This is a genomic window from Kribbella sp. NPDC005582 (assembly GCF_040605415.1).
Taxonomy (GTDB): Bacteria; Actinomycetota; Actinomycetes; order Propionibacteriales; family Kribbellaceae; genus Kribbella.
Map to the genome: position 1 here is coordinate 1 of NZ_JBEXCU010000004.1, position 20,560 is coordinate 20,560.

At 68.3% G+C, this 20,560-nt stretch carries 20 protein-coding genes; 13 read left to right on the forward strand and 7 right to left on the reverse strand.

Annotation, left to right across the window (positions count from 1 at the left end):
- The first annotated feature begins 171 nt into the window (after window positions 1-171).
- From ABZS29_RS23270 to ABZS29_RS23290, 5 genes are all read left to right on the forward strand, one after another.
- A complete protein-coding gene (locus ABZS29_RS23270; protein WP_355464442.1) occupies window positions 172-459 on the forward strand; it encodes an Lrp/AsnC ligand binding domain-containing protein in 288 nt (95 codons plus the stop codon).
- Window positions 460-508: 49 nt separating this feature from the next.
- Window positions 509-3,493, forward strand: a complete 2,985-nt coding sequence (locus ABZS29_RS23275) for a hypothetical protein (RefSeq protein WP_355464444.1) — start codon at window positions 509-511, stop codon at window positions 3,491-3,493.
- Between the two features lie 110 nt (window positions 3,494-3,603).
- A complete protein-coding gene (locus ABZS29_RS23280; protein WP_355464446.1) occupies window positions 3,604-3,792 on the forward strand; it encodes a hypothetical protein in 189 nt (62 codons plus the stop codon).
- Window positions 3,793-4,059: 267 nt separating this feature from the next.
- A complete protein-coding gene (locus ABZS29_RS23285; RefSeq protein WP_355464448.1) occupies window positions 4,060-4,206 on the forward strand; it encodes a hypothetical protein in 147 nt (48 codons plus the stop codon).
- 1,910 nt (window positions 4,207-6,116) lie between these two features.
- A complete protein-coding gene (locus ABZS29_RS23290) occupies window positions 6,117-6,851 on the forward strand; it encodes a hypothetical protein (protein WP_355464450.1) in 735 nt (244 codons plus the stop codon).
- A gap of 67 nt (window positions 6,852-6,918) precedes the next feature.
- Here the strand turns inward: ABZS29_RS23290 and trpD are convergent, their stop codons facing one another.
- The 3 genes from trpD to ABZS29_RS23305 are packed head-to-tail and all read right to left on the reverse strand — an operon-like array spanning window position 6,919 to window position 9,361.
- Window positions 6,919-7,974 (reverse strand): anthranilate phosphoribosyltransferase, encoded by a 1,056-nt coding sequence (trpD, locus tag ABZS29_RS23295; protein ID WP_355464451.1) that lies wholly within the window; start codon window positions 7,972-7,974, stop codon window positions 6,919-6,921.
- Between the two features lie 8 nt (window positions 7,975-7,982).
- Complete coding sequence (locus ABZS29_RS23300) at window positions 7,983-8,399, reverse strand: hypothetical protein (RefSeq protein WP_355464453.1); 417 nt, start codon at window positions 8,397-8,399, stop codon at window positions 7,983-7,985.
- Between the two features lie 44 nt (window positions 8,400-8,443).
- Complete coding sequence (locus ABZS29_RS23305; protein ID WP_355464455.1) at window positions 8,444-9,361, reverse strand: cytochrome c oxidase assembly protein; 918 nt, start codon at window positions 9,359-9,361, stop codon at window positions 8,444-8,446.
- A gap of 81 nt (window positions 9,362-9,442) precedes the next feature.
- Between ABZS29_RS23305 and ABZS29_RS23310 the strand changes: the two genes are divergently transcribed.
- The 6 genes from ABZS29_RS23310 to ABZS29_RS23335 all read left to right on the forward strand — a co-directional run bounded on the left by ABZS29_RS23310 (window position 9,443) and on the right by ABZS29_RS23335 (window position 14,717).
- A complete protein-coding gene (locus tag ABZS29_RS23310) occupies window positions 9,443-10,108 on the forward strand; it encodes a heme-copper oxidase subunit III (RefSeq protein WP_355464457.1) in 666 nt (221 codons plus the stop codon).
- Window positions 10,105-11,007, forward strand: coding sequence for a cytochrome c (locus ABZS29_RS23315; RefSeq protein WP_355464459.1), 903 nt, complete (start codon window positions 10,105-10,107; stop codon window positions 11,005-11,007). The genes ABZS29_RS23310 and ABZS29_RS23315 overlap by 4 nt, the downstream gene beginning before the upstream one ends.
- A complete protein-coding gene (locus ABZS29_RS23320) occupies window positions 11,004-12,053 on the forward strand; it encodes a Rieske 2Fe-2S domain-containing protein (RefSeq protein WP_355464461.1) in 1,050 nt (349 codons plus the stop codon). The genes ABZS29_RS23315 and ABZS29_RS23320 overlap by 4 nt, the downstream gene beginning before the upstream one ends.
- Window positions 12,054-12,058: 5 nt before the next feature.
- Window positions 12,059-13,738 (forward strand): cytochrome bc complex cytochrome b subunit, encoded by a 1,680-nt coding sequence (locus tag ABZS29_RS23325; RefSeq protein ID WP_355464463.1) that lies wholly within the window; start codon window positions 12,059-12,061, stop codon window positions 13,736-13,738.
- 516 nt (window positions 13,739-14,254) lie between these two features.
- Entirely contained in the window at window positions 14,255-14,425 is a 171-nt protein-coding gene (locus tag ABZS29_RS23330) for a hypothetical protein (RefSeq protein ID WP_355464464.1), read from the forward strand.
- A complete protein-coding gene (locus ABZS29_RS23335) occupies window positions 14,397-14,717 on the forward strand; it encodes a hypothetical protein (protein ID WP_355464466.1) in 321 nt (106 codons plus the stop codon). The genes ABZS29_RS23330 and ABZS29_RS23335 overlap by 29 nt, the downstream gene beginning before the upstream one ends.
- 8 nt (window positions 14,718-14,725) lie before the next feature.
- Here ABZS29_RS23335 and ABZS29_RS23340 read toward each other — a convergent pair whose 3' ends face one another.
- From ABZS29_RS23340 to coxB, 4 genes are all read right to left on the reverse strand, one after another.
- Window positions 14,726-15,958: an Ig-like domain-containing protein gene (locus ABZS29_RS23340; RefSeq protein ID WP_355464468.1), complete on the reverse strand. Its 1,233-nt coding sequence runs from the start codon at window positions 15,956-15,958 to the stop codon at window positions 14,726-14,728.
- Between the two features lie 114 nt (window positions 15,959-16,072).
- The gene (locus ABZS29_RS23345; RefSeq protein WP_355464470.1) at window positions 16,073-16,468 is read right to left on the reverse strand and encodes a cytochrome c oxidase subunit 4; all 396 of its coding nucleotides are present in this window, start codon (window positions 16,466-16,468) and stop codon (window positions 16,073-16,075) included.
- Entirely contained in the window at window positions 16,465-18,234 is a 1,770-nt protein-coding gene (ctaD, locus tag ABZS29_RS23350) for a cytochrome c oxidase subunit I (RefSeq protein ID WP_355464472.1), read from the reverse strand. Before ctaD ends, ABZS29_RS23345 begins: the two co-directional genes overlap by 4 nt.
- Window positions 18,231-19,088, reverse strand: coding sequence for a cytochrome c oxidase subunit II (gene coxB / locus ABZS29_RS23355; protein ID WP_355464473.1), 858 nt, complete (start codon window positions 19,086-19,088; stop codon window positions 18,231-18,233). The genes ctaD and coxB overlap by 4 nt, the downstream gene beginning before the upstream one ends.
- A 132-nt stretch (window positions 19,089-19,220) precedes the next feature.
- Between coxB and ABZS29_RS23360 the strand changes: the two genes are divergently transcribed.
- Both ABZS29_RS23360 and ABZS29_RS23365 read left to right on the forward strand, forming a co-directional pair.
- Window positions 19,221-20,345 (forward strand): aminotransferase class V-fold PLP-dependent enzyme, encoded by a 1,125-nt coding sequence (locus tag ABZS29_RS23360; RefSeq protein ID WP_355464475.1) that lies wholly within the window; start codon window positions 19,221-19,223, stop codon window positions 20,343-20,345.
- On the forward strand, window positions 20,342-20,554 hold the full coding sequence (locus ABZS29_RS23365; protein ID WP_355464477.1) for a sulfurtransferase TusA family protein: 213 nt from the start codon (window positions 20,342-20,344) through the stop codon (window positions 20,552-20,554). The genes ABZS29_RS23360 and ABZS29_RS23365 overlap by 4 nt, the downstream gene beginning before the upstream one ends.
- Window positions 20,555-20,560: the final 6 nt, after the last annotated feature.

Sequence of the window (20,560 nt, forward strand, 5' to 3'; positions counted from 1 at the left end):
ACCCCGCCGACTCACCGAAGTGTCACCACCAACACCAACGAAAGCGTCACCGATGTCTCAATGTAGAACTGTCACCGATGTCCTGAGACATAACACGGGTTCACGGTGGCCGTGGGGCCGGTCGCCACTATGCTTCGGCACGTCCGAGGTGTGCTTCGAGGAGAGGACGACATGGTCACCGCGATCGTGTTCATCAAGGCCGATGTCGCGCGGATTCCGGAGGTCGCCGAGCAGGTGGCGGCGATCGCGGGAGTCAGCGAGGTGTACTCCGTGACCGGCGGGCTCGACCTGATCGCGATGATCCGGGTCGCTCATCACGACGAGTTGGCAACTGTGATTCCGGACCACCTCAACCGGGTTCCCGGCGTACTGAGCACGGAGACGCACATCGCGTTCCGGGCGTACTCGTCGCACGACCTGGAAGCCGCCTTCAGCCTGGGCCAGGAGGACGGTGTCTGAGGCCCGGAATCACGCCCCTTCTGACACGCGCTGAAGTTACGGTGAACGTATGAGCAACCCTCCCGCAGGCTGGTACCCGGATCCGACCGGGCAGCCCGACACCATCCGCTGGTGGAACGGGAAGCAGTGGACCAACCGGACCGAGAAGGAACCGGTTGCTGGTGAGGCGGAGTCCGCTGCGCCTGATCCCGTGGATACGGGTGCGGCAGAGGACGACGTACCGGCGTCTGCTGGTACGACGGCGTCCCCCGAGCCCGCCCAGCCTCAGCAGGGGTGGGGAGCTACAGCTTCTGTGCATGAGGGCCCGAGTGCGGGTGGTCCGGCGTGGGGTTCTGCGCAGACGGGGTGGGATACGACGTCACCGCCGCAGCAGGGTGGCTGGTGGCCTAATCCGGATGAGTCTGAGGGGTCGGGTACGCCGCGGTTGACCGCAGTGGCGCCGGTGGATGCTGGCGAAGCTGCGGGGGCGAGTGGTGGTGACGGGCTGACGCCGTTTGAGCGCGCGCGGGCCACCTGGAACGCACCGGAGATCGCGCCGGCGCCGCCGGAGCACTGGACGCAGCAGCCGATTCCGGATGAGGTCGAAACTGCGCCGGAGGGTGCGTCGCAGGGCGACGAGCAGGCGGCTCCAAACGGGTGGACGCTGCGGTTGGCTGATACGCCTGAAACCGACGTACAGGCGGAGGCTGGTACGTCGGCCGCCGCGGGCAGCGGATGGGATGCTGCCGGTGGTGAGTTTGGTGTCGAGGGCGAGCCCGATCTGCAGGCTGGCATCAGTGCTGCTGGTGGCTGGGGTACTGAGGGCGAGAAGCCTGTTGAGGTCGAGGGCTCGGCTGGTGGCTGGGGCGTTGAGCCGGAGACATCAGCTGCGGCTGGCGGGTGGGGCGCTGAGGCGGCCGGGGATGCACAGGCTGGTACGTCGGGGGCTTGGGGAACTGTCGGTAGTGATGGTGCGGCCGCAGCGGCTGGTGCTGGGGATACGACCGACGGTGGGCAGGGCTGGTCCGATGTGAGTTGGACTCAGGCGCCTAGCGTCGTGCGGAAGCCGCGCGAGTCGAGTGCTGTGGGCGAAACCGGTGACGCTCAGGCCGCGGGCCCGGATGGCGAGACTACGCAGGTGCAGCCCGCAGCAGGTGGGCAGCCGGGTGAGGAAGCTACCCAGGTGCAGCCGACCTGGGGTGAACAGCCCGCTGCTGCGCAGGCGCAACCCACCTGGGGCAGCCAGACGGGTGATCAGAGCGCGCAGGTGCAGCCGAGCTGGGGTGGACAGTCAGGCGAGCCGGCGTCGGGCGAGCAGCCAGGCGCAGGGGCCAGTCAGGCGCAACCGGTGTGGGGCGCCGAGCCGGGTGACGACGCTACCCAGCAGCAGACCTGGGGTGCACAGCCGGGCGATGGGGCCGACCGCGGGCGGCCGACGTGGGGCGAGCAGCCGAGCGACGGGACCACGTCGGTACAGCCAGCTTGGGGCGCACAGCCGGGCAACGGGCCTGACCAAGCACAGCCAGCGTGGGGCGCACAGCCAGCGGACGGAGCATCCCAAGCACAGCAGACCTGGGGCGGACAACCGGGCGACGGAGCTACACAGTCGCAGCCCACTTGGGGCGCACAGCCTGATGAAGGCGCTGCGCAAGCGCATCAGACCTGGGGCGCGCAGCCGGATCAGGGATCCGAACAGGCGCAACCGACTTGGGGTGCGCAGCCGGGCGATCCCGACCACACGCAGCCGACCTGGGACACACGGTCAGGCGATGAGGCGACCCAGGTCCAGCCGGCCTGGGGCGCACAGCCGGGCGACGGGGCTGACCAAGCGCAGGCTGGCAGCGGCGCCCAGCAAGGGCCGTCCGGTTGGGGCGTGGATCCGGACTTGGCGCAGGGGCCGGGGCAGCAGAGTTGGGGCGTTGCGGCTGGTGCGCAGAGTGGCACTGCGGCTTCGGAGGAGAAGACTCAGCTCTGGGGTTCGGACAGCGGCGCGGAGGCCCAGCAGGGTGCGACTAGTGATCCGTGGGCTGCGAGCAATGGTGGCCAGCAGGCCGGGGCCAACGGTTGGGGCGCTGGTCAGGGTGACGCCGGCCCCTGGGGGAATCAGCCGGAGACTGCCTGGGGTGCTGAGCAGAGCACGGGACCTGAGCCGACACCGGTGGCTTGGGGCGCCGGACAAAGCGGTGGTGCGACTACAGCGCCGGCTGAGGGCGGGCCTTGGGGTGCCGGGCAGCAGGCCGGTGGTTGGGGTGCCGGACCGGGTACTGGTGGTCCTGGTCGGGGCGGTGGCAAGCCTAAGAAGAGCGGCGGTAGCACCAAGAAGAAGTCGTCTGGTGGGGGTGGTGGGCCCTCGGGTGCGAAGCTGCCGCTGCTTATCGGTGGCGGGATCGCGCTGGTGATGCTGGTGGTCGCTGCGGTGTTCCTGATCGTGAACCCGGGCGACAAGAAGGCGGGTCCCGACCCGACGACTCCGCCAGTTCAGCCCACCAACCAGCCGACGAATCAGCCCACAGGTACCGGTAAGGGCCAGTCGAAGAACCCCAAGCTGCACGAGGGCGAGCGGATCGCGTCGACCGCGATCTCGTTCCCGCGGCGTACCGGGCTGTGGTCCGATCGCAAGCGGCTGGTACCGCAGTTGCTCGAGTCAAGCGGGCAGTACATCCTGCTGCAGGAGAAGTTCGACGGGACCAACAACTGGTACGCGAACATCTTTGTCGGTGCCCTAGGCAACCAAGCCGGGTACGGCGGCGATCCGAAGGCGACCGCGCTGGCGCTGGCGAACGAGGTACCGGCGTCGCTGTACGGCGGCATCCCGATCACGCGCAAGGCCGGCCTGAACGGCGCGGTGAAGCGGTCGGACAAGGCGGGCTGGTACGTCCAGCAGACGATCACCGCGAAATCGCCCAAGCTGACCGCCCGGGTGCTTACGCTGACCGTGGCCGTCTTCGACCTCGGGGACGGGACCGCTGTCGCCTACATCAGCGACATCCCCACCAACCGGCCGGACCTGAAGGCGGCCGAAAGCCAGGCCTACAAGGGAATCAACGTTGGCTGACAACGAGAACCACACTCCGCCCCCGCGTTCCGGCCGGCACAGCGCTCCCCCTCCACCGCCGGTACCGCCCGTCCGCCGTCCGCCGGCGCCTCCTGGGTTGCCTGCGGATGATGGTGCTGCGGACGCTGGTGCTGCGGACTCTGGGGCTGCTGGTACGCCGGGCTCTCGGGCTGCTGGTACGCCGGGTTCCGGGGCTGCTGGTACGCCGGTTGGGCCGGGCGGGCCGGTTGGGCCGCCGCCGGGGTTGGGTGGTGTGGGTGCTCCCCCGGTCTCTGGTGGTGGGTCTGATGACGTGTTGATGGGGCAGTCGCCTGCGCCCGCGCCGCCGCCTCCTCCGCCGCGCTACCAGGGGCAGCAGGGGTCGGTGCCGCCGGTGGGGTATCCACCGCAGCCAGGGCAGTCGGTCGGCACGCAGAGTGGGCAGCCGAGCCCTTATCAGGGACCGCCGGTGGGACCGCAGGGCGGGCAGCCGATTGCACAGCAGCCTGGGCAGGCGCCTGCGTACGGCGCTGGTCCGGGCCAGGGTCCCCTTCCCGGCGGGCCGCAGTGGAGCGGTCCGCAAGGTAGTGCAGCCGGTTCTGGTGGTCCGCAAGCTGATCTCGCAGGTCCAGGTGGTGCGCTGGCCGGTGAGCCGCGTGCGACCGATCCCCAAGCGGGCGGTGTGCTGGCTGGTGAGCCGCACGCAGCTGATCCACGAACTGGCGGCGCACTGACCGGTGAGCCGCACGCAACCGATCCACGACCTGGCGGCGCACTGCCTGGTGAGCCGCGAGCAACTGATCCCCAAGCTGGCGGTGCGCTGGTTGGCGAGCCGCGGACGGCTGGTTCATGGACTGGTGCGCCGCAGGGTGGGCAGCCGGGCGCGCTGCAGAATGTGCACCCGCTGGCGCAGCCGCCTGGGCAGGGAACGGCGTCCGTGCCTGATCCGGCGCAGGCACCACACACTGGTGGTCCGCAGTCGGGTGGTCCGTCGGATGGCGCTCCACGGCCCGGTGTTCCGCAGGTGAGCGGTCCGCACGGTGGTACTCCCCGTTCTGGTGGTCCGCAAGCTGCTGCTCCGCACGTGACAGAGCTGCGAGCTGGCGGCGCCGTGGCTGATGGGCCGCAGTCGGCTGAGCCGCAAGCCCGTGCCCTGGCTAATGGGCCGCAGGCAACTGGTCCGCGGACTGGAGGTGCGCTGGTTGGCGGGCCGCACGGTGCTGGTCCGTGGACCGGTGCACCGCAGGGTGGGCAGCCCGGTGCGCTGCAAAGCGGGCACCCGTTGGCGCAGCAGACCGGGCAGGGGGCGGCGTACGGGCCCGGTCCGGCGCAGATGTCCAGCGTCGGTAGTCAGCAGCCTGGTGGGCTGCAAGGTGGTGCTCCGCGGGCTGGTGTGGCGCAGGTTGCTGGTCCACAAGCTGGAGGTCCACAAGCTGGGGCTAGTGGTCCTCAGCCGGGTGGGCGAGCGGCGGGTGTTTCGCAGGTTGGCGGCCCCCAGACGGGTGGGCCGGCGGCGGATGTCCCGCAGGCTGGCGTTCCCGGGAACGGTGGTCCGCAGGCTGGCGGTCTCGGGAATGGTGGTCCGCAGGTAGGTAGGCCCCAGGCTGGTGCTGCTCAATTGGGTGGGCCACAGGGTGGGAGGGCATCGCAGGGAATGCCGCCGGCTGCTGCGCCTCAAGCAGGCGGGCCGGGCGCCGGTGTGGCCCCAGTTGCTGGGCCTCAAGTGGTTGGGAGTCAGGCAGGGACGCCATCGCGAGGGATGCCGCCGGCTGGTGGACCTCAAGCGGGTGGGCCCGGCGCGGGTGTGCTCCGAGTTAATGAGCCTCAAGTGGTCGGGCCGCAGGCTGGGAGGCCGCCGCAGGAGATGCCGCCGGCTGGTGGACCTCAAGCGGGTAGACCCCAGGCTGATGGTTTCCCGGCTGGGGCCACCCAGGCTGATGGCTTCCTGGCTGGAGCAGCCCGTGGGCCTCAGGCCGAGACACCGCCGCGCGGGATGCCGCCCACGGGTGGACCTCAAGCCGGTGGTTCCCAGGCTGTTGGCTTCTCGGCTGGGGCCGCCCAAACTGGTGGGCCTCAGGCCGGGACACCGCCGCGCGGGATGCCTCCGACTGGTGCACCCCAAGCGGGTGGACCTCAGGTTGACGACTTCCCGGCTGGGGCCGCCCAGACTGGTGGGCCTCAGGCCGGGACACCATCGCGAGGGATGCCTCCGACTGGTGGTTCGCATGGACCGCGGCCGGGTGCTTCGGGGCAGCCGGGGTACGGACCTGGGCAGGCTCCGGTCGCTGGTGTGCAAGCCGGCCAGCCAGGGCCTCAGCCGGCGGTTGGACCGGCCAGCGGTCCGCAGTCCGGACCGACCGGTGGATACGGACCGCCGTCCGGCGCTTGGGCTGCGCCTGGCGGGCAACCGTCGTACTTGCCGCAAAGCGCGGGCGGTGGTCGAGCCGATGGGCCCGGCGATGCGCTGAGTGGACCGAGCGTGCTCGACAATGCGCGTGGCGTCGGACCGGATACGCCCAGTTGGTCGAGCGAAGGCCCGAGCGGGCCTGGACCTGGCGAGGGCTCGAGCGGGTCCGCGAGTAGCACAAATGGCGTAGGTCGGCGGGGTTCTAAGCAGGTTGTGCCTGAGGCTGAGGGGTATGGGGTGGTTTTGCGGCCGGCTGGGGATGCGAACGGGCGGGCGCGGCTGATCGGGGCGCTCGTGCTGGTGGTGGCCGCGTTGACGGTTACTGCGCTGAGCGTGGGCTGGATCTGGACGAAGGCCGACGCGGTCATGCCGGTCAGCTTGCCGACGGGGAATTCGGGGTTGCCGACGGTCAGTCCGTCGGTGAAGCCTTCGGAGACGCCGCCGCCGCGGGGCAAGGTGCTGGGGGCGCAGATCGTTGCCGCCAACAAGGACACGATGCCGATCATGGGGTCGGCGTGGACCACTACCGGTGAGCGGTCGGGGCAGTTCGGTGGGGCCGCGATCTGGTTGACCGTGCACGAGAACTACAACGCCGAGGCCGACTGGGGGAACTTCGTCTCGTTCGGGCAGCTGACGCCGACGGTCAAGGTGGCCAGTACGCCGGCCGGGTTGAAGGCGGCGGCCACGCAGGCGGGGGCGCGCGCGATCTCCGGTCTGTACGGCGAGAAGTCGACGATCACCAACGTGACGCATCGGGCGATCACCGTGGACGGGCACAAGGGGCACGAGATCACGGCGCGGGTCGCGGTGAGTGCTCCCAAGCTGAAGGAGACCTACTCCACGATCCTGGTCGCGGTGATCGACCGCGGTGACGGGACGGCGGCGGTGTCGATCGGTGACATCGCGGGCTCAACGCCGACCTGGATCGAGGTCTGGCGCACGAAGGTCAGCGGGATCAAGATCAACCGCTGAGCAGCAGCAGTGCCGGCGGGATACCCTCCCGCCGGCACCAAGCCAAACCAGGCAAACGCAGTACGAGCTAGCCGCGCACCACAGCGCAGGCAGCGATCCAGCGATCCAGGACGTCCTTCGCAGCACCGGAGTCGATCGCTTCGGCGGCCAGATCCATCCCGGCCCGGATCCGCGCGGTGATCGGACCCTCGACCGGCTTGTACGCCGCGAGCGCGGCACCGGCGTTCAGCAGTACGACGTCGCGCACTGCGCCGGTCTCGCCCTCGAGCAGCGACCGGACGACCTTCGCGTTGTACGGCGCGTCCGCGCCCTTGAGCGCATCCGCCGACACCGGCTCGATGCCGAGGTCGCGCGGGTCCACAGTGAACGGGCCTTCGACCTCTCCCCCGCCGACGTTCCACACCTGCGACGTCGTACGGGTGGTGAGCTCGTCCAGCCCGTCGTCGCCGTGGAACACCAGCGCGTCGATGCCACGCCGAGCCAGTACGCCGGCCATCAGACCGGCGACGCGGGCATCGCCGACGCCGACCGCTTGCGCGGACGGATCACCGGGGTTCGCGAGCGGGCCGAGGAAGTTGAACGTCGTCGGTACGCCGAGCTCACGCCGCGGTACGGCGGCATGCCGCAACGCGGGGTGGAACGCGGGCGCGAAGCAGAAGGTGATTCCGGCCCGCTCCCCCACGTCGGCGACCTGCGCCGAGGTGAGGTCGAGGGGAATCCCCAGCTCCTCCAGTACGTCGGCCGCCCCGCACGCCGATGAGGCGGCACGGTTGCCGTGCTTGACCACCTTCGCGCCGGCGCCTGCGGCAACGATCGCGGACATCGTGCTGATGTTGACCGTGTGCGCCTGATCGCCGCCGGTACCGACGACGTCCAGGGTGCGGCCGGGGACGGTGATCCGGGTCGCGAAGGTGCGCATGGTCGCGACCAGGCCCTCGACCTCGGTGACCGTTTCGCCCTTGGCGCGCAGCGCGATCACGAATCCGGCCAGCTGGGCCGGGGACGCGGCGCCGGACAGGATCTGCTCCATCGCCCACGCGGTGGCGGCGGCCTCCAGGTCCTCGCCCCGCAGCAGCGGGTTGAGGATCTGCGGCCAAGTAAGAGCAGCTGTGTAGGCGGCCATCCCCGGGATCAGGTGGTGGCGGGCAGCTTGGCGACCACGGCGCGAAGCAGCTCCGCGGTCACCTCGGCGAGCCGGACCGGGTCGATCGGGTGCGAGACCGCGGCCTCGGCGCGCGACCAGGTGGCCAGCCAGGCGTCCTGCGGACGGCCGGTGATCACCAGGACCGGCGGGCAGTTGAAGATCTCGTCCTTGAGCTGCCGGGCGATCCCCATCCCGCCGGCCGGAACCGCTTCGCCGTCCAGGATGGCCAGGTCGATACCGCCCTTGTCCATCGCCTTGATCACGGCCGGCTCGGTCGCACACTCGACGTACTCGAGGGTGGGCAGATCGGCGGCCGGGCGCTTGCCCAGCGCCAGCCGGACGGACTCCCGCGTCGTACGGTCGTCGCTGTAGACGAGAACCTTCAGCGGACGCTCTGAGCTCATCGATTCATCCCAAGCTGTGAAAAAGGCGACTGGACAGCTGAATGCTACCGGGGTGCCTGTCCGGACCGGCGCGCCTGCTCCTCCAACCGGTCCAGGCGACGGTCCTCACGGCGCGCCTCACGCTGCGAGTCGCGCACCCATTGGACGAACAGGACACCGAAGAACACCAGCCCGACGATGTCGCCGGACCCCCACAGCAGGCCGCCGGCGATGTACTGGTCGTGCAGCGGCGAGGGCGGCCACGAGCGCCCGAAACTCGTGTACCAGTCCTCGGCGATCAGCGTGTTCGCGGACATGATCGTGATCCCGAGGAACGCGTGGAACGGCAACGTGAGGAACGTCATGATGAGCCGGAACGGGTAGATCACCCGGCCGGGCACCGGGTCGAGGCCCAGCAGCGGCCAGAAGAACAACGATCCGACCGCGATGAAGTGGACGTGCAGCAGATCGTGCAACGCGGTCGAGCGCAGCGTCGCGTCGTAGATGCCGCTGAAATAGAGCACCCAGGGGCTCAGCACGAAGAGCGTGAAGCCGATCAGCGGGAAGCAGAGCACCTTCGCGAACCGCGAATGCAATACGGAGAGCAACCATTTCCGCGGCCGCTTCGGCAGCGTCCGGAGCGCCAGCGTGACCGGAGCGCCGAGCGCCAGCATCAGCGGCGTCAGCATCGACAGGATCATGTGCTGGGCCATATGCACGCTCAGCAGCACCGTGTCATAGGTGCCCAGCGCCGATTGGGTCGCGATCACGGCGCTGCCCAGACCCAGCCCGACGAAGGCGATCGTGCGCCCGACGGGCCATTTGTCACCGCGTTTGTGCAGCTTGTGGACGCCGTACAGATAGAGCGCGCCGACGGCGACGGTCACGGCGAGTAACACCGGCTCGAAGGTCCAGGCCGTCAGCAGACGCAGCGGCGTGAACGGCGCGATCTGGTCACCAGGACCGGCGTGGAGGGGAAGCACCAGTCCACAGTAGAAGCACCGTTCGGCGACATGCATGGGGGTGGTCGTAGTACTTCGTGGATGGACCGACATAATGACGGCGTGGCCACTGCAACTGCGCTCCCAGCGTCTCGTGAACACGGACACCACGACCGTCCCAGCATGGTCAGTGTCGGCACGATCGTCTGGCTAGCGAGCGAACTGATGTTCTTCGCCGCCCTGTTCGCGGCGTACTTCACGATCCGGTCGGTGACGACCGCGACCGCGGCGACAGCCGGGACCGAGTCGCTGTGGGACGCGTCGACGGAGATGCTCAACATCCCGTTCGCGCTGACCAACACGCTGATCCTGGTGCTCTCCTCGGTGACGTGCCAGTTCGGCGTCTTCGCGGCCGAGCACGGCCGGGTCGGCCGGATCGGATCGGCGGCGAACTTCCTCAAGTGGGGGATGCGTGAGTGGTTCATCCTCACGTACCTGATGGGCGCGGTCTTCATCGCCGGCCAGGTGACGGAGTACGCCACGCTGATCCACGAGGGCATCACGATCTCGTCCTCGCCGTACGGGTCGGTGTTCTACCTGACCACCGGCTTCCACGGCCTGCACGTGACCGGCGGCCTGATCGCCTTCGTGTTCGTCCTGGCCAGGACCTACATGGCCCGCAAGTTCACCCACGAACAGGCCGTCTCGGCGATCGTCGTGTCGTACTACTGGCACTTCGTCGACGTGGTCTGGATCGCCCTGTTCGCGACCATCTACCTGCTCAAATGAGTGAGAAGAGAACCTCCTTGTCACCGGCGCGCTTTCTCTCCGCGCGACGACGGCACCGGTCCGCCGGCCTCGTCGTGCTCCTGTTCGGCCTTCTGGCAGTGGGCTCGGCGTACGCCGCGTTCGCCCCTGACAGCGCGGTGGCCGACAACTCCGCCAAGACCCAGCAGATCGAAGAGGGCAAGAAGCTCTTCGCGGTCGGCTGCTCCAGTTGCCACGGCCTGAACGCCGAGGGCAGCGGGAACGGTGAAGGCAAGCTGGCCGGCCCGTCGCTGATCGGCGTCGGCGCGGCCGCCGTCGACTTCCAGGTCGGCACCGGCCGCATGCCCGCGATGCAGCCGGGCGCCCAGATCCCGCGCAAGACTCCCGCCTACACGCCGGAGGAGATCGAGGCCCTGGCCGCGTACGTCGCCTCGCTCGCCCCGGGCCCGGCGGTTCCGGCCACGGACGCGTACGACATCAGCAAGGCCACCGACGAGCAGGTCACCCGTGGTGGCGAGCTGTTCCGGACCAACTGCACGGCGTGCCACAACTTCGCCGGCCGCGGTGGGGCCCTGCCGGGCGGCAAGTACGCCCCGTCACTGATGAACGTCGACCCCAAGCACATCTACGAGGCGATGCTCACCGGTCCGCAGCAGATGCCGGTCTTCTCCGACCAGGTGATGCAGCCGGAGGACAAGCGCGACATCATCGCCTACCTGCACGCGCTGCAGGAGCAGAAGGACCCGGGCGGCTTCGGCCTCGGCCGGCTCGGCCCGGTGTCGGAGGGTCTGTGGGGCTGGCTGGTCGGCATCGGCCTGCTGGTCGCGGTCGCCGTCTGGATCGGCGCCAAGGGAGTCAAGGCCACCGGCGCGCACAGCGGCGCCAAGGGACCCAAGGCCGAGGGAGCGAAGGCGGAATGAGCGAGAAGAATCTGCCGGTGAAGGCCTCCGACGAGGAGCACGGCGCGGTCGAGGTGGCCGAGCCGATTGCGGACCCGGGTCTGGAGCCGCACGAGTACCGGATCACCGATGTCGACCCGAAGGCCGCGGACCGCGCGGAGCGTCAGGTCGCCACGATGTTCACGCTGGCCGGCCTGCTGGCTCTCGGCTCCTGCGTCGCGTACTTCGCGATCCCGCGGGACGCGATCCTCGAGTTCGGCCCGCTGTCCGGTAACGCGAACAACATGACGCTGGGCCTGTGCCTGGGCCTGGGGCTGTTCCTGATCGGCGCCGGTGCGATCCAGTGGGCCAAGCAGCTCATGGTCGACACCGAGATCGTCGAGCTGCGGCACGACGCCAACTCGTCGCCGGAGCAGAAGGCCGACATCATCGAGGGCTTCAACGAGGGTGCGGCCGAGTCCGGCTTCGGCCGGCGCAAGCTGATCCGCCGCTCGCTGCTCGGTGCGATGGGCCTGCTCGGCCTGCCGGCCATCGTCCTGCTGCGCGACCTCGGTCCGCTGCCGGGCCGCAGCCTCTACAACACCATCTGGGCCAAGGGCATCCGGGTCGTCAACGACGTCACCGACCGCCCGATCAAGCCGTCCGACCTGCAGGTCGGCCAGCTGGTCAACGCCCAGCCGGCGAACCTCACTCCGATCCAGGAGGAGAGCGCGGTCGAGTACCAGAACGCCAAGGCCAAGGCCGCGGTGATCGTGGTCCGGATCGAGCCGAACAAGATCCGCACCAAGCCCGGCCGGGAGAACTGGGGTATCGACGGCATCCTGTGCTACTCCAAGATCTGCACCCACGTGGGCTGCCCGATCTCCCTGTACGAGCAGACCACGCACCACGTGCTCTGCCCGTGCCACCAGTCGACGTTCGACCTGGCCGACGGCGCCAAGGTGGTCTTCGGGCCTGCTGCCCGGCCGCTGCCTCAGCTACCGTTGGCAGTGGACGCAGAGGGCTACCTGGTCGCGCAGAGCGGCTTCACCGAGCCGGTCGGCCCGAGCTTCTGGGAACGAGGGTGACACCAGTGTCTGACACGAAAGAAAAACCCGCCGCGACGGCAGAATTTCCGCCGCCGGTCAAGTGGGTCGACGACCGCCTCGGGATCGGCAAGATCGGGCGCAAGAACCTGCGCAAGGTCTTCCCGGACCACTGGTCGTTCATGCTCGGCGAGATCGCGCTGTACAGCTTCATCATTCTGATCCTGACCGGCATCTTCCTGACGCTGTGGTTCAAGCCGTCGATGGCCGAGGTCGAGTACCAGGGCTCGTACAGCCTGCTCAAGGGTCTGCACATGTCGGAGGCCTACTCCTCGACACTGGACATCTCGTTCGACATCCGCGGCGGTCTGCTGATGCGGCAGATCCACCACTGGGCGGCCGTGCTGTTCATCGCCGCGATGATGGTGCACCTGCTCCGCATCTTCTTCACCGGCGCGTTCCGCAAGCCGCGGGAGCTGAACTGGGTGATCGGCTTCGGGATGCTGTTCCTGGGCATCATCGAGGGCTTCATCGGCTACGGCCTGCCCGACGACCTGCTCTCCGGAACCGGCCTGCGGATCACCCAGGGCATGATCCAGGCCTCGCCGGTGATCGGTACGTACCTGAGCTTCTTCATCTTCGGTGGCGAGTTCCCGGGTGACGACTTCGTCTCCCGCTTCTTCACCGTGCACGTGCTGCTGATTCCGGGCCTGATCCTGGCCCTCGTCACGGCGCACCTGTTCCTGGTCGTGTACCACAAGCACACTCAGTTCGCCGGTCCCGGCCGGACCGAGAAGAACGTCGTCGGCTACCCGCTGATGCCGGTCTACATGGCCAAGGCCGGCGGCTTCTTCTTCGTCGTCTTCGGCATCACCGCGCTGATGGGTGCGCTGCTGCAGATCAACCCGGTCTGGCTCTACGGTCCGTACAACCCGGCCGAGGTAACGGCCGGTTCGCAGCCGGACTGGTACATGGGCTGGCTGGAAGGCTCGGTCCGCATCATGCCGGGCTTCGAGTCGCACTTCTGGGGCGTCACCCTCAGCTGGAACCTGCTGATACCGGCGCTGCTGATCCCACCGGCCTTCGTGACGCTGGTCGCGCTGTACCCGTTCATCGAGAGCTGGATCACCGGTGACAAGCGGGAGCACCACCTGCTGGACCGGCCGCGCAACGTGCCGACCCGGACCGGTATCGGCGCCGCGTTCATCACCTTCTACGGCCTGCTCTGGATCGGTGGCGGTAACGACCTGATCGCGACCCACTTCGGGGTCTCGCTCAACAACGTCACCTGGTTCCTGCGGTTCGCGGTGTTCCTCGGTCCGGTGCTCGCCTTCTGGGTGACCCGGCGGATCGCGATCTCGCTGCAGCGCGCCGACCAGGAGCGCCTGCTGCACGGCCTGGAGTCGGGCATCATCGTCCGCTCCCCCGACGGCGGCTACTCCGAGCGGCACACGCCGATCTCGATCCACGAGGCGTACGAGCTCACCGCGCACGACCGGCTCGTTCCGTACGAGGTGGGCCCGGAGACCGACGACAACGGGGTCCGCGCCCCGCGCCGGGCGCTCAACAAGGCCCGCGCCAAGCTGAGCCGGTTCTACTACGCGGACGCGGTGCAGAAGCCGACCGCGGCGGAGATCGAGGACGCGCACTCGCACGGTCACGAGGACGACGTCCACGAACTGTCCGAGACCGACACCTTCCGCGAGGTCACCCCGGACACGCACTGATCGCAGTACCACCGAGAAACGCCTCTGCTTCGGCAGGGGCGTTTTTCGTTGTGGTCTAACTGGTTGCGAGCGTCCTCGGTCTGCCGAACCACCGAATGTGCAGGAGGCGCTGCGGTGGTGGGCACCGCCCGCCGATGCCGACCGGGTCCTACTACCTGTGCAAGGGTGACTTCGGCGTCGGTATCCAGGGCTGGCAGCAGGACAAGAACACCCCCGTGCTGCGGACGGAGCACGGGCGCCAGGAGGGCGTCGTACTGCGTCAGTCGGTGTTCGCGCATCTTCGGGGCGCTCCCGACGTACAGACCGCGCTGGAGCCGATCTACGCGTGGACGCGGCGCGTACGTCGACGTACTGGTCCCGATGCTCCCCTAGCCGCGGGCCGAGATCGACGCCGAGCTCGCCCTCGGGTACGCCGGTGCTCTCGCGCAGGCCGAGACGTATTGGGCGAAGAAGCCGGCCACCGCGGCGACCATCAGCACGCCGGAGCCCTACGTCAACGAGTTCTTCCGTCGCAGCGTGCAGCTGGCCGAGATCATCGGTGAGAGGAGCCCGGACACCGGCAAGCACACGTTCTTGTCCGGCTCCTACGGCTACGACATGTTGTGGAGTACGCCGACCTCGATGGTCAGCCACATGTTCCTGGATCTCCTCGGCCACAATGACGGCCACCGCCCTGCTTGTCGGTGACGTGACAGGGGACGGACGCGCCGATCTGGTGGCCCGGGACGGCTCGGGGAACCTGACCATCCACGTGACCGCCACAGGCGCTCAGATCGGCGCTGGGAGCGGCTGGGGGCTGGCCAACGTGATGCTGCTGCAGGACGTGACCGGCGACGGGCGGCTGGACATGACTGTCCGAGACAGCAGTGGCGCCGTGTGGGTGTATCCCCACAACGGCGCCACTGACAGTAATCCGTGGACCTTGACCCGCTACTCCGCCGGCGGCGGCTGGCAGGACGCGAGCCTGATGGCCCTCTAGAGCGCCCCTTAGAGCGCGGAGCCCTGCTTGTACTTCTCGTAGGGCAGGTTCCAGTCGGTCCAGCCGTTGCCTTCGGTCATGTAGCGCTTGGTGCCGGTGACGACGACGGGGTCGCCGCGGAGGGTCTGGTTGAAGAACCACTGGCCGTTGGCCAGGCTCATGCCGACGCAGCCGTGGCTGACGTTGGCGCTGCCCTGGCTGCCGCTCGACCACGGGGCGCCGTGGATGAACTCGCCGGAGCTGGTGACCCGCTGGGCCCACTTCACGTCGTGGATGTCGTAGTACTCCGGGTCACCGGGCTTGATGCCGACGGTGCGGGCGTCCATCCGCTTGGTGGCGAACTTCTCCATGATCACCTTCACGCCGCTGCGGGTGGTGAACCCGTCCTTGCCAGCGGTGATCGGGATGGTGCGGGCGAGCTTGCCGTTGATCGTGACCGTCATCGTGTGCTTCTGGACGTCGACCTTGCTGACCACCGACTTGCCGATCGCGAACTTGATCTCGCGGCTGGAAGCGCCCCAGGTGCCGTTGCCGGCGTTCACCCCGGCGGTCCGGATGTCGACCGTGACCTTGGTACCGGCCGGCCAGTACGCCTTCGGGCGGTAGTTGACCTGCTTGTTGTTCACCCAGTGCCAGCTGCCCTCGACCGGCACCGACGTCTTGACCTCGAGCCGCTTCTCGACCGCGGCCCGGTCGGTGACCGGGTTGTTCCAGTAGATCTGGATCGGGAGCGCGACGCCGACGGTCTCACCGTTCAGCGGGACGACGGAAGCCTTCAGGTTCCGGGTCGCCTTCAGCGTGCTGAAGGTCGACGAGATCGGCACGCTGGCGCCGTCGGTGCCCTCGGCGGTGCCGCTCACCGTGTACGTCGCGCCGGGCTTCACGCCGGGGCCGGCGGTCCACACCGTCTTGTCGGCGTTCAGGGTGCCGTCGACGGTGTCACCGTCGTCGTCCTTGAGCGTGACCGACTTGATCGTGCCGACCGAGGTGGTCACGGTCACCGGCTTGTCCGGCTCGACGCCCTTGGCGCCCTTGGCCGGGACCACCGCGACAGTGGCCGAGGCCGGGTTGTCCGACGGTTTCGTGGACGGATCGGGGGTCGTCGAAGCGCCCGCCGTACCGTTGCTCTGCGTGGCACCTGGAGCGGCCTTGCCGCCGCCCTCGGTGTCGCTGCACGCGGTGCCGACCAGCAGCATCGTCGCGATTCCCAGCACGGCCAGGCCGTGTTTCCTGCTCACCATTCCCCAGTTCTCCCCTGTATCCGTCAACCGCCGCCCAGAGTAACCCGTCGTTCATCAGACGCACGAAAGCGCCGTCCGGTTGGACCGGACGGCGCTTTTTCGTACTGCGTTCAACTAGTGAGCGTGGTCACCACGGTAGTACTCGAAGATGAATCCCGAGAGCGTGATGATGCCGATCGCGCAGCCGGCGATGAACAGCCACCAGCCGAAGACGATTCCGAGCGCGGCCACGGCCAGCGTCGCGGCGGTGAACAGCGGCCACCACGAGTGCGGCGGGAAGAAGCCGAGCTCGCCGGCGCCCTCCACGATCTCGGCTTCCTTGCGGTCCTCCGGGCGGGCGTCCATCCGGCGGGCGCTGACGCTGAGGTAGAACGCGATCAGCAGGGCCAGGAAGAACGTCATCACCAGCGCGGTGGTCCCGGTCGGGTCCTCCGACATCAGCCAGTAGATCGGCGTGACGACCAGCACGAACACGCTCAGGATCCCGAAGACCCAGGCTTCGACCTTCACGCCTCGTCCTTCCCTTCGTTCTCCGCTGCGTTCTCCTCGAGCAGGGCGACCCGGCCCTGGTCCTCACCGGCGTCCAGCAGGTTGTCCGCTCCGGCCCGGTTGGCCGGGTACTCCGCGAGCGCCAGCTCCGGGTGGTGCAGGTCGAACGCGGGGCTCTCGGACCGGATCCGCGGCAGCTTGTCGAAGTTGTGCCGCGGCGGCGGCGAGCTGGTCGCCCACTCCAGCGACCGGCCCCAGCCCCACGGGTCGTCGACCTTGACCAGCGGCGACTTGCGGGACTTGTAGACGTTGTAGAAGAACGGCAGCATCGACAGGCCGAGGATGAAGGCGCCGACGCTGGAGACCTCGTTCAGCGTGGTGAAGCCCTCGTTCGCCCCGTACGACGCGTAGCGCCGCGGCATGCCCTCGACGCCGAGCCAGTGCTGCACCAGGAACGTCGTGTGGAAGCCGATGAACAGCAGCCAGAAGTGGAGCTTGCCGAGCCGCTCGTCGAGCATCCGGCCGGTCATCTTCGGCCACCAGAAGTAGAACCCGGCGAACATCGCGAACACCACCGTGCCGAAGACGACGTAGTGGAAGTGCGCGACCACGAAGTACGAGTCGGACAGCTGGTAGTCCAGCGCCGGCGAGGCCAGGATGATGCCGGTCAGGCCGCCGAACAGGAAGGTCGTCAGGAAGCCGATCGACCAGAGCATCGGGGTCTCGAAGGAGACCGAGCCGCCCCAGATCGTGCCGATCCAGTTGAAGAACTTCACGCCGGTCGGGACCGCGATCAGGAACGTCATGAACGAGAAGAACGGCAGGTTCACCGCTCCGGTGACGAACATGTGGTGCGCCCAGACGGCGACCGACAGGACGGCGATACCGAGCGTCGCGGAGACCAGGCCGATGTAGCCGAACAGCGGCTTGCGGCTGAAGACCGGGAGGATCTCGGTGATGATGCCGAAGAACGGCAGCGCGATGATGTAGACCTCGGGGTGCCCGAAGAACCAGAACAGGTGCTGCCACAGCAGTGGACCGCCGTTTCCGGCGTCGAAGACATGAGCTCCGAGTGTTCGGTCCGCCTCCAGCATCAGCAGCGCGCCGGCCAGGATCGGGAACGCGATCAGCACCAGGATCGACGTCACCAGGATGTTCCAGGTGAACATCGGCATCCGGAACATCGTCATACCGGGGGCGCGCATCGTGATGATCGTCGTCACGAAGTTGACCGCACCCAGGATCGTGCCCAGACCGGCGAGGTACAGACCCATGATCCACAGGTCACCGCCGACACCGGGCGACCGGACCGCGTTCGACAGCGGGGCGTAGGCGAACCAGCCGAAGTCGGCCGCGCCGCCCGGGGTGAAGAAGCCGCTGATCGTGATCGTGCCGCCGAACAGGAACAGCCAGTAGCTGAACATGTTGAGCCGCGGGAACGCGACGTCGGGGGCGCCGATCTGGACCGGCATGATCACGTTCGCGAAGCCGACGAACAGCGGCGTCGCGAAGAGCAGCAGCATGATCGTGCCGTGCATCGTGAACAGCTGGTTGTAGACCTCTTCGTTCACGATCTGCAGACCGGGCTTGGCCAGCTCGGCCCGGATCAGCAGCGCCATCACGCCGCCGATCAGAAAGAAGACGAACGACGTCATCAGGTACAGATGACCGATCAGCTTGTGGTCGGTCGTGGTCAGCCACTTGACGGCGATCTGGCCCTTGCTACGCCGCCGCGGCAGCGCTGCAGTGGTCCCGATGGCGCCGGTACGCTCGGCGAAGTCGGTCATTTCCCGCCCTCCTGCTCACCGTGACCGGGGATGGTGGTGGCGTCCTTGCCGCCGACGGCGGCACCGGTCTGGCCGCGGTCGGCCAGCTCCTTGAGGTGCTGGTCGTACTCCGCGCGGGTGACCACCTTGACGGTGAAGACCATCCGGCTGTGGTAGAGCCCGCAGAGCTCCGCGCACTTGCCGGCGAACGTCCCGGTCTTGGTGGGCGTGACCTCGAACTTGTTGGTCCGGCCCGGGATCACGTCGAGCTTGAAGTAGAAGGCCGGCACCCAGAAGGAGTGGATGACGTCCGGCGAGGTCAGGTCGAAGTGCACCGACTCGTTCACCGGCAGCCACAGCTCCGCGGGCTTGTCGAGCGTGCCGGTCTCCCAGACGCCGTCCTGCCCGTTGACCTGGTCCTTGTAGTTGAAGGTCCACTGCCACTGCTGGCCGACCACGTTCACCGTGTGCTGGGGCGAGCCCGACATCTTGGTGATCTGGTTGCCGTGCTCGACGGTGTAGAAGAACAGCACCCCGATGATCGCGAACGGGGCCAGCGTGTAGAGCACCTCCAGCGGCAGGTTGTACCGCACCTGCTTGGGTGCGTCGTCATTGCGCTTGCGATAGCGCACCACGACGTACAGGATCAGGGCCCACACCGCGACGCCGACGATCAGCGCGGCGATCCACGCGCCGATCCAGAGGCTTCGCACGGCCTCGGTCCGGTCGGAGGCAGCCTCCGGGAGACCGAGTCGTTTCCACTGCTCAGTGGTCTCCGACGAACAACCGGTCAGCAGCACGGTGCCGAGCACCGTTGCCGCCGCGGCCAGCAGCCGTCGTTTCGCCGGACGTGTGGCGCGGGCAGGACCTGCCATGCGCTCCTCCACTCCGGACGTGCCGTTCGAACCCACGGGGCGCCTTTCCCTTCCCAAGTGAGACTGACGACCAAACACTACTGGACAGCTTTCGCCTTCTTGCGCACAGGTAGCCCTTAGCGTTTCCCTGTGATGTCCACAGTGAATGAGCGTGCGTACCTCGACGCCGCCTCGGCGGAGCCTTTGCATCCGGCCGCGCGGGAAATGTTGCTCTCGGCAGTGGATTCCGGGTGGGCCGATCCGGTCCGCCTGCACCACGAGGGAAGGACGGCCCGGCTGCTGCTGGACAACGCCCGCGCGGTGCTTGCCGAGGGCGTCGGAGTGCGTCCCGACGAGCTGTACCTGACCACCTCCGGTACGGCGGCCATCCGCACCGGACTGAGCGCCGTACTGGCGGCGCGGCGACGCATCGGGCCGACTGTGGTCCACAGTGCAGTGGAGCACTCCGCCGTACTGCACACGGCCGGTGAGGCCGGAGTGGAGATCGGTGTGGACATGCTGGGCCGGGTGGACCTGGAGGCGTTCGCAGAGGCGGTGCGGCAGCCCGGAGTGGCGGTGGCGGTCCTGCAGTCGGCCAATCACGAAGTGGGCACGCGGCAGCCGATTGGGGCGGCGGCTGAGGCGTGCGGCTCAGTGCCGCTTTTGGTTGACGCCGCTGCATCGGTTGGGCGCGAGGCTTTAGACGATGGCTGGTCGGTGCTGACGGCAAGCGCTCACAAGTGGGGCGGTCCGGCTGGTGTCGGGCTGCTGGCGGTTCGGAAGGGCACTCGGATCACTCCGGCCTGGCCGATGGACGAGCGGGAGGACGGCCTCTCCCCCGGGTTCCCTGACGTTCCGAACCTGCTGGCTGCGGCGGCTGCGCTGCAGGCTCGGCTGACAGAGGCTGCAGAGCTCGACCGGCAGCACCGGGCGTGGATCGAGGAGATCCGGCAGCGGGTGGCCGCGGGCGTGGCCGATGTCGAGGTGGTCGGTGATCCGGAGGACCGCCTGCCGCACGTGCTCACGTTCTCCTGTCTCTACGTGGACGGCGAGGCTCTGGTGACCGCACTGGACGCTGAGGGCTTCTCGGTCTCCAGCGGCTCCGCCTGTACGTCGAGTACGTTGCGACCGTCACATGTGCTGGCAGCGATGGGCGTACTGACCCATGGCAACGTCCGGGTGTCGCTGGCCCGGACGACGACGTACGGCGAGATCGACCGGTTCTGCAGGGTGCTGCCGGGGATCGTGCAGCGGATCCGGGCGGAGGTGGGCATGTGAGCATCGAACTGGACTGCCGTGGGCTGCTCTGCCCACTCCCGGTGATCAAACTGGCCAAGGTGCTACCCACGGTCGCCGTTGGGGACACAGTCACTGTGCTGGCCGACGATCCGGCCGCTGCGACGGATATCCCGGCCTGGTGCCGGATGCGGTCGCAGGAGCTGGTGTCGGCGGCCGAAAATGCGTATGTGGTCCGGCGGGTGAGCTGACAGACT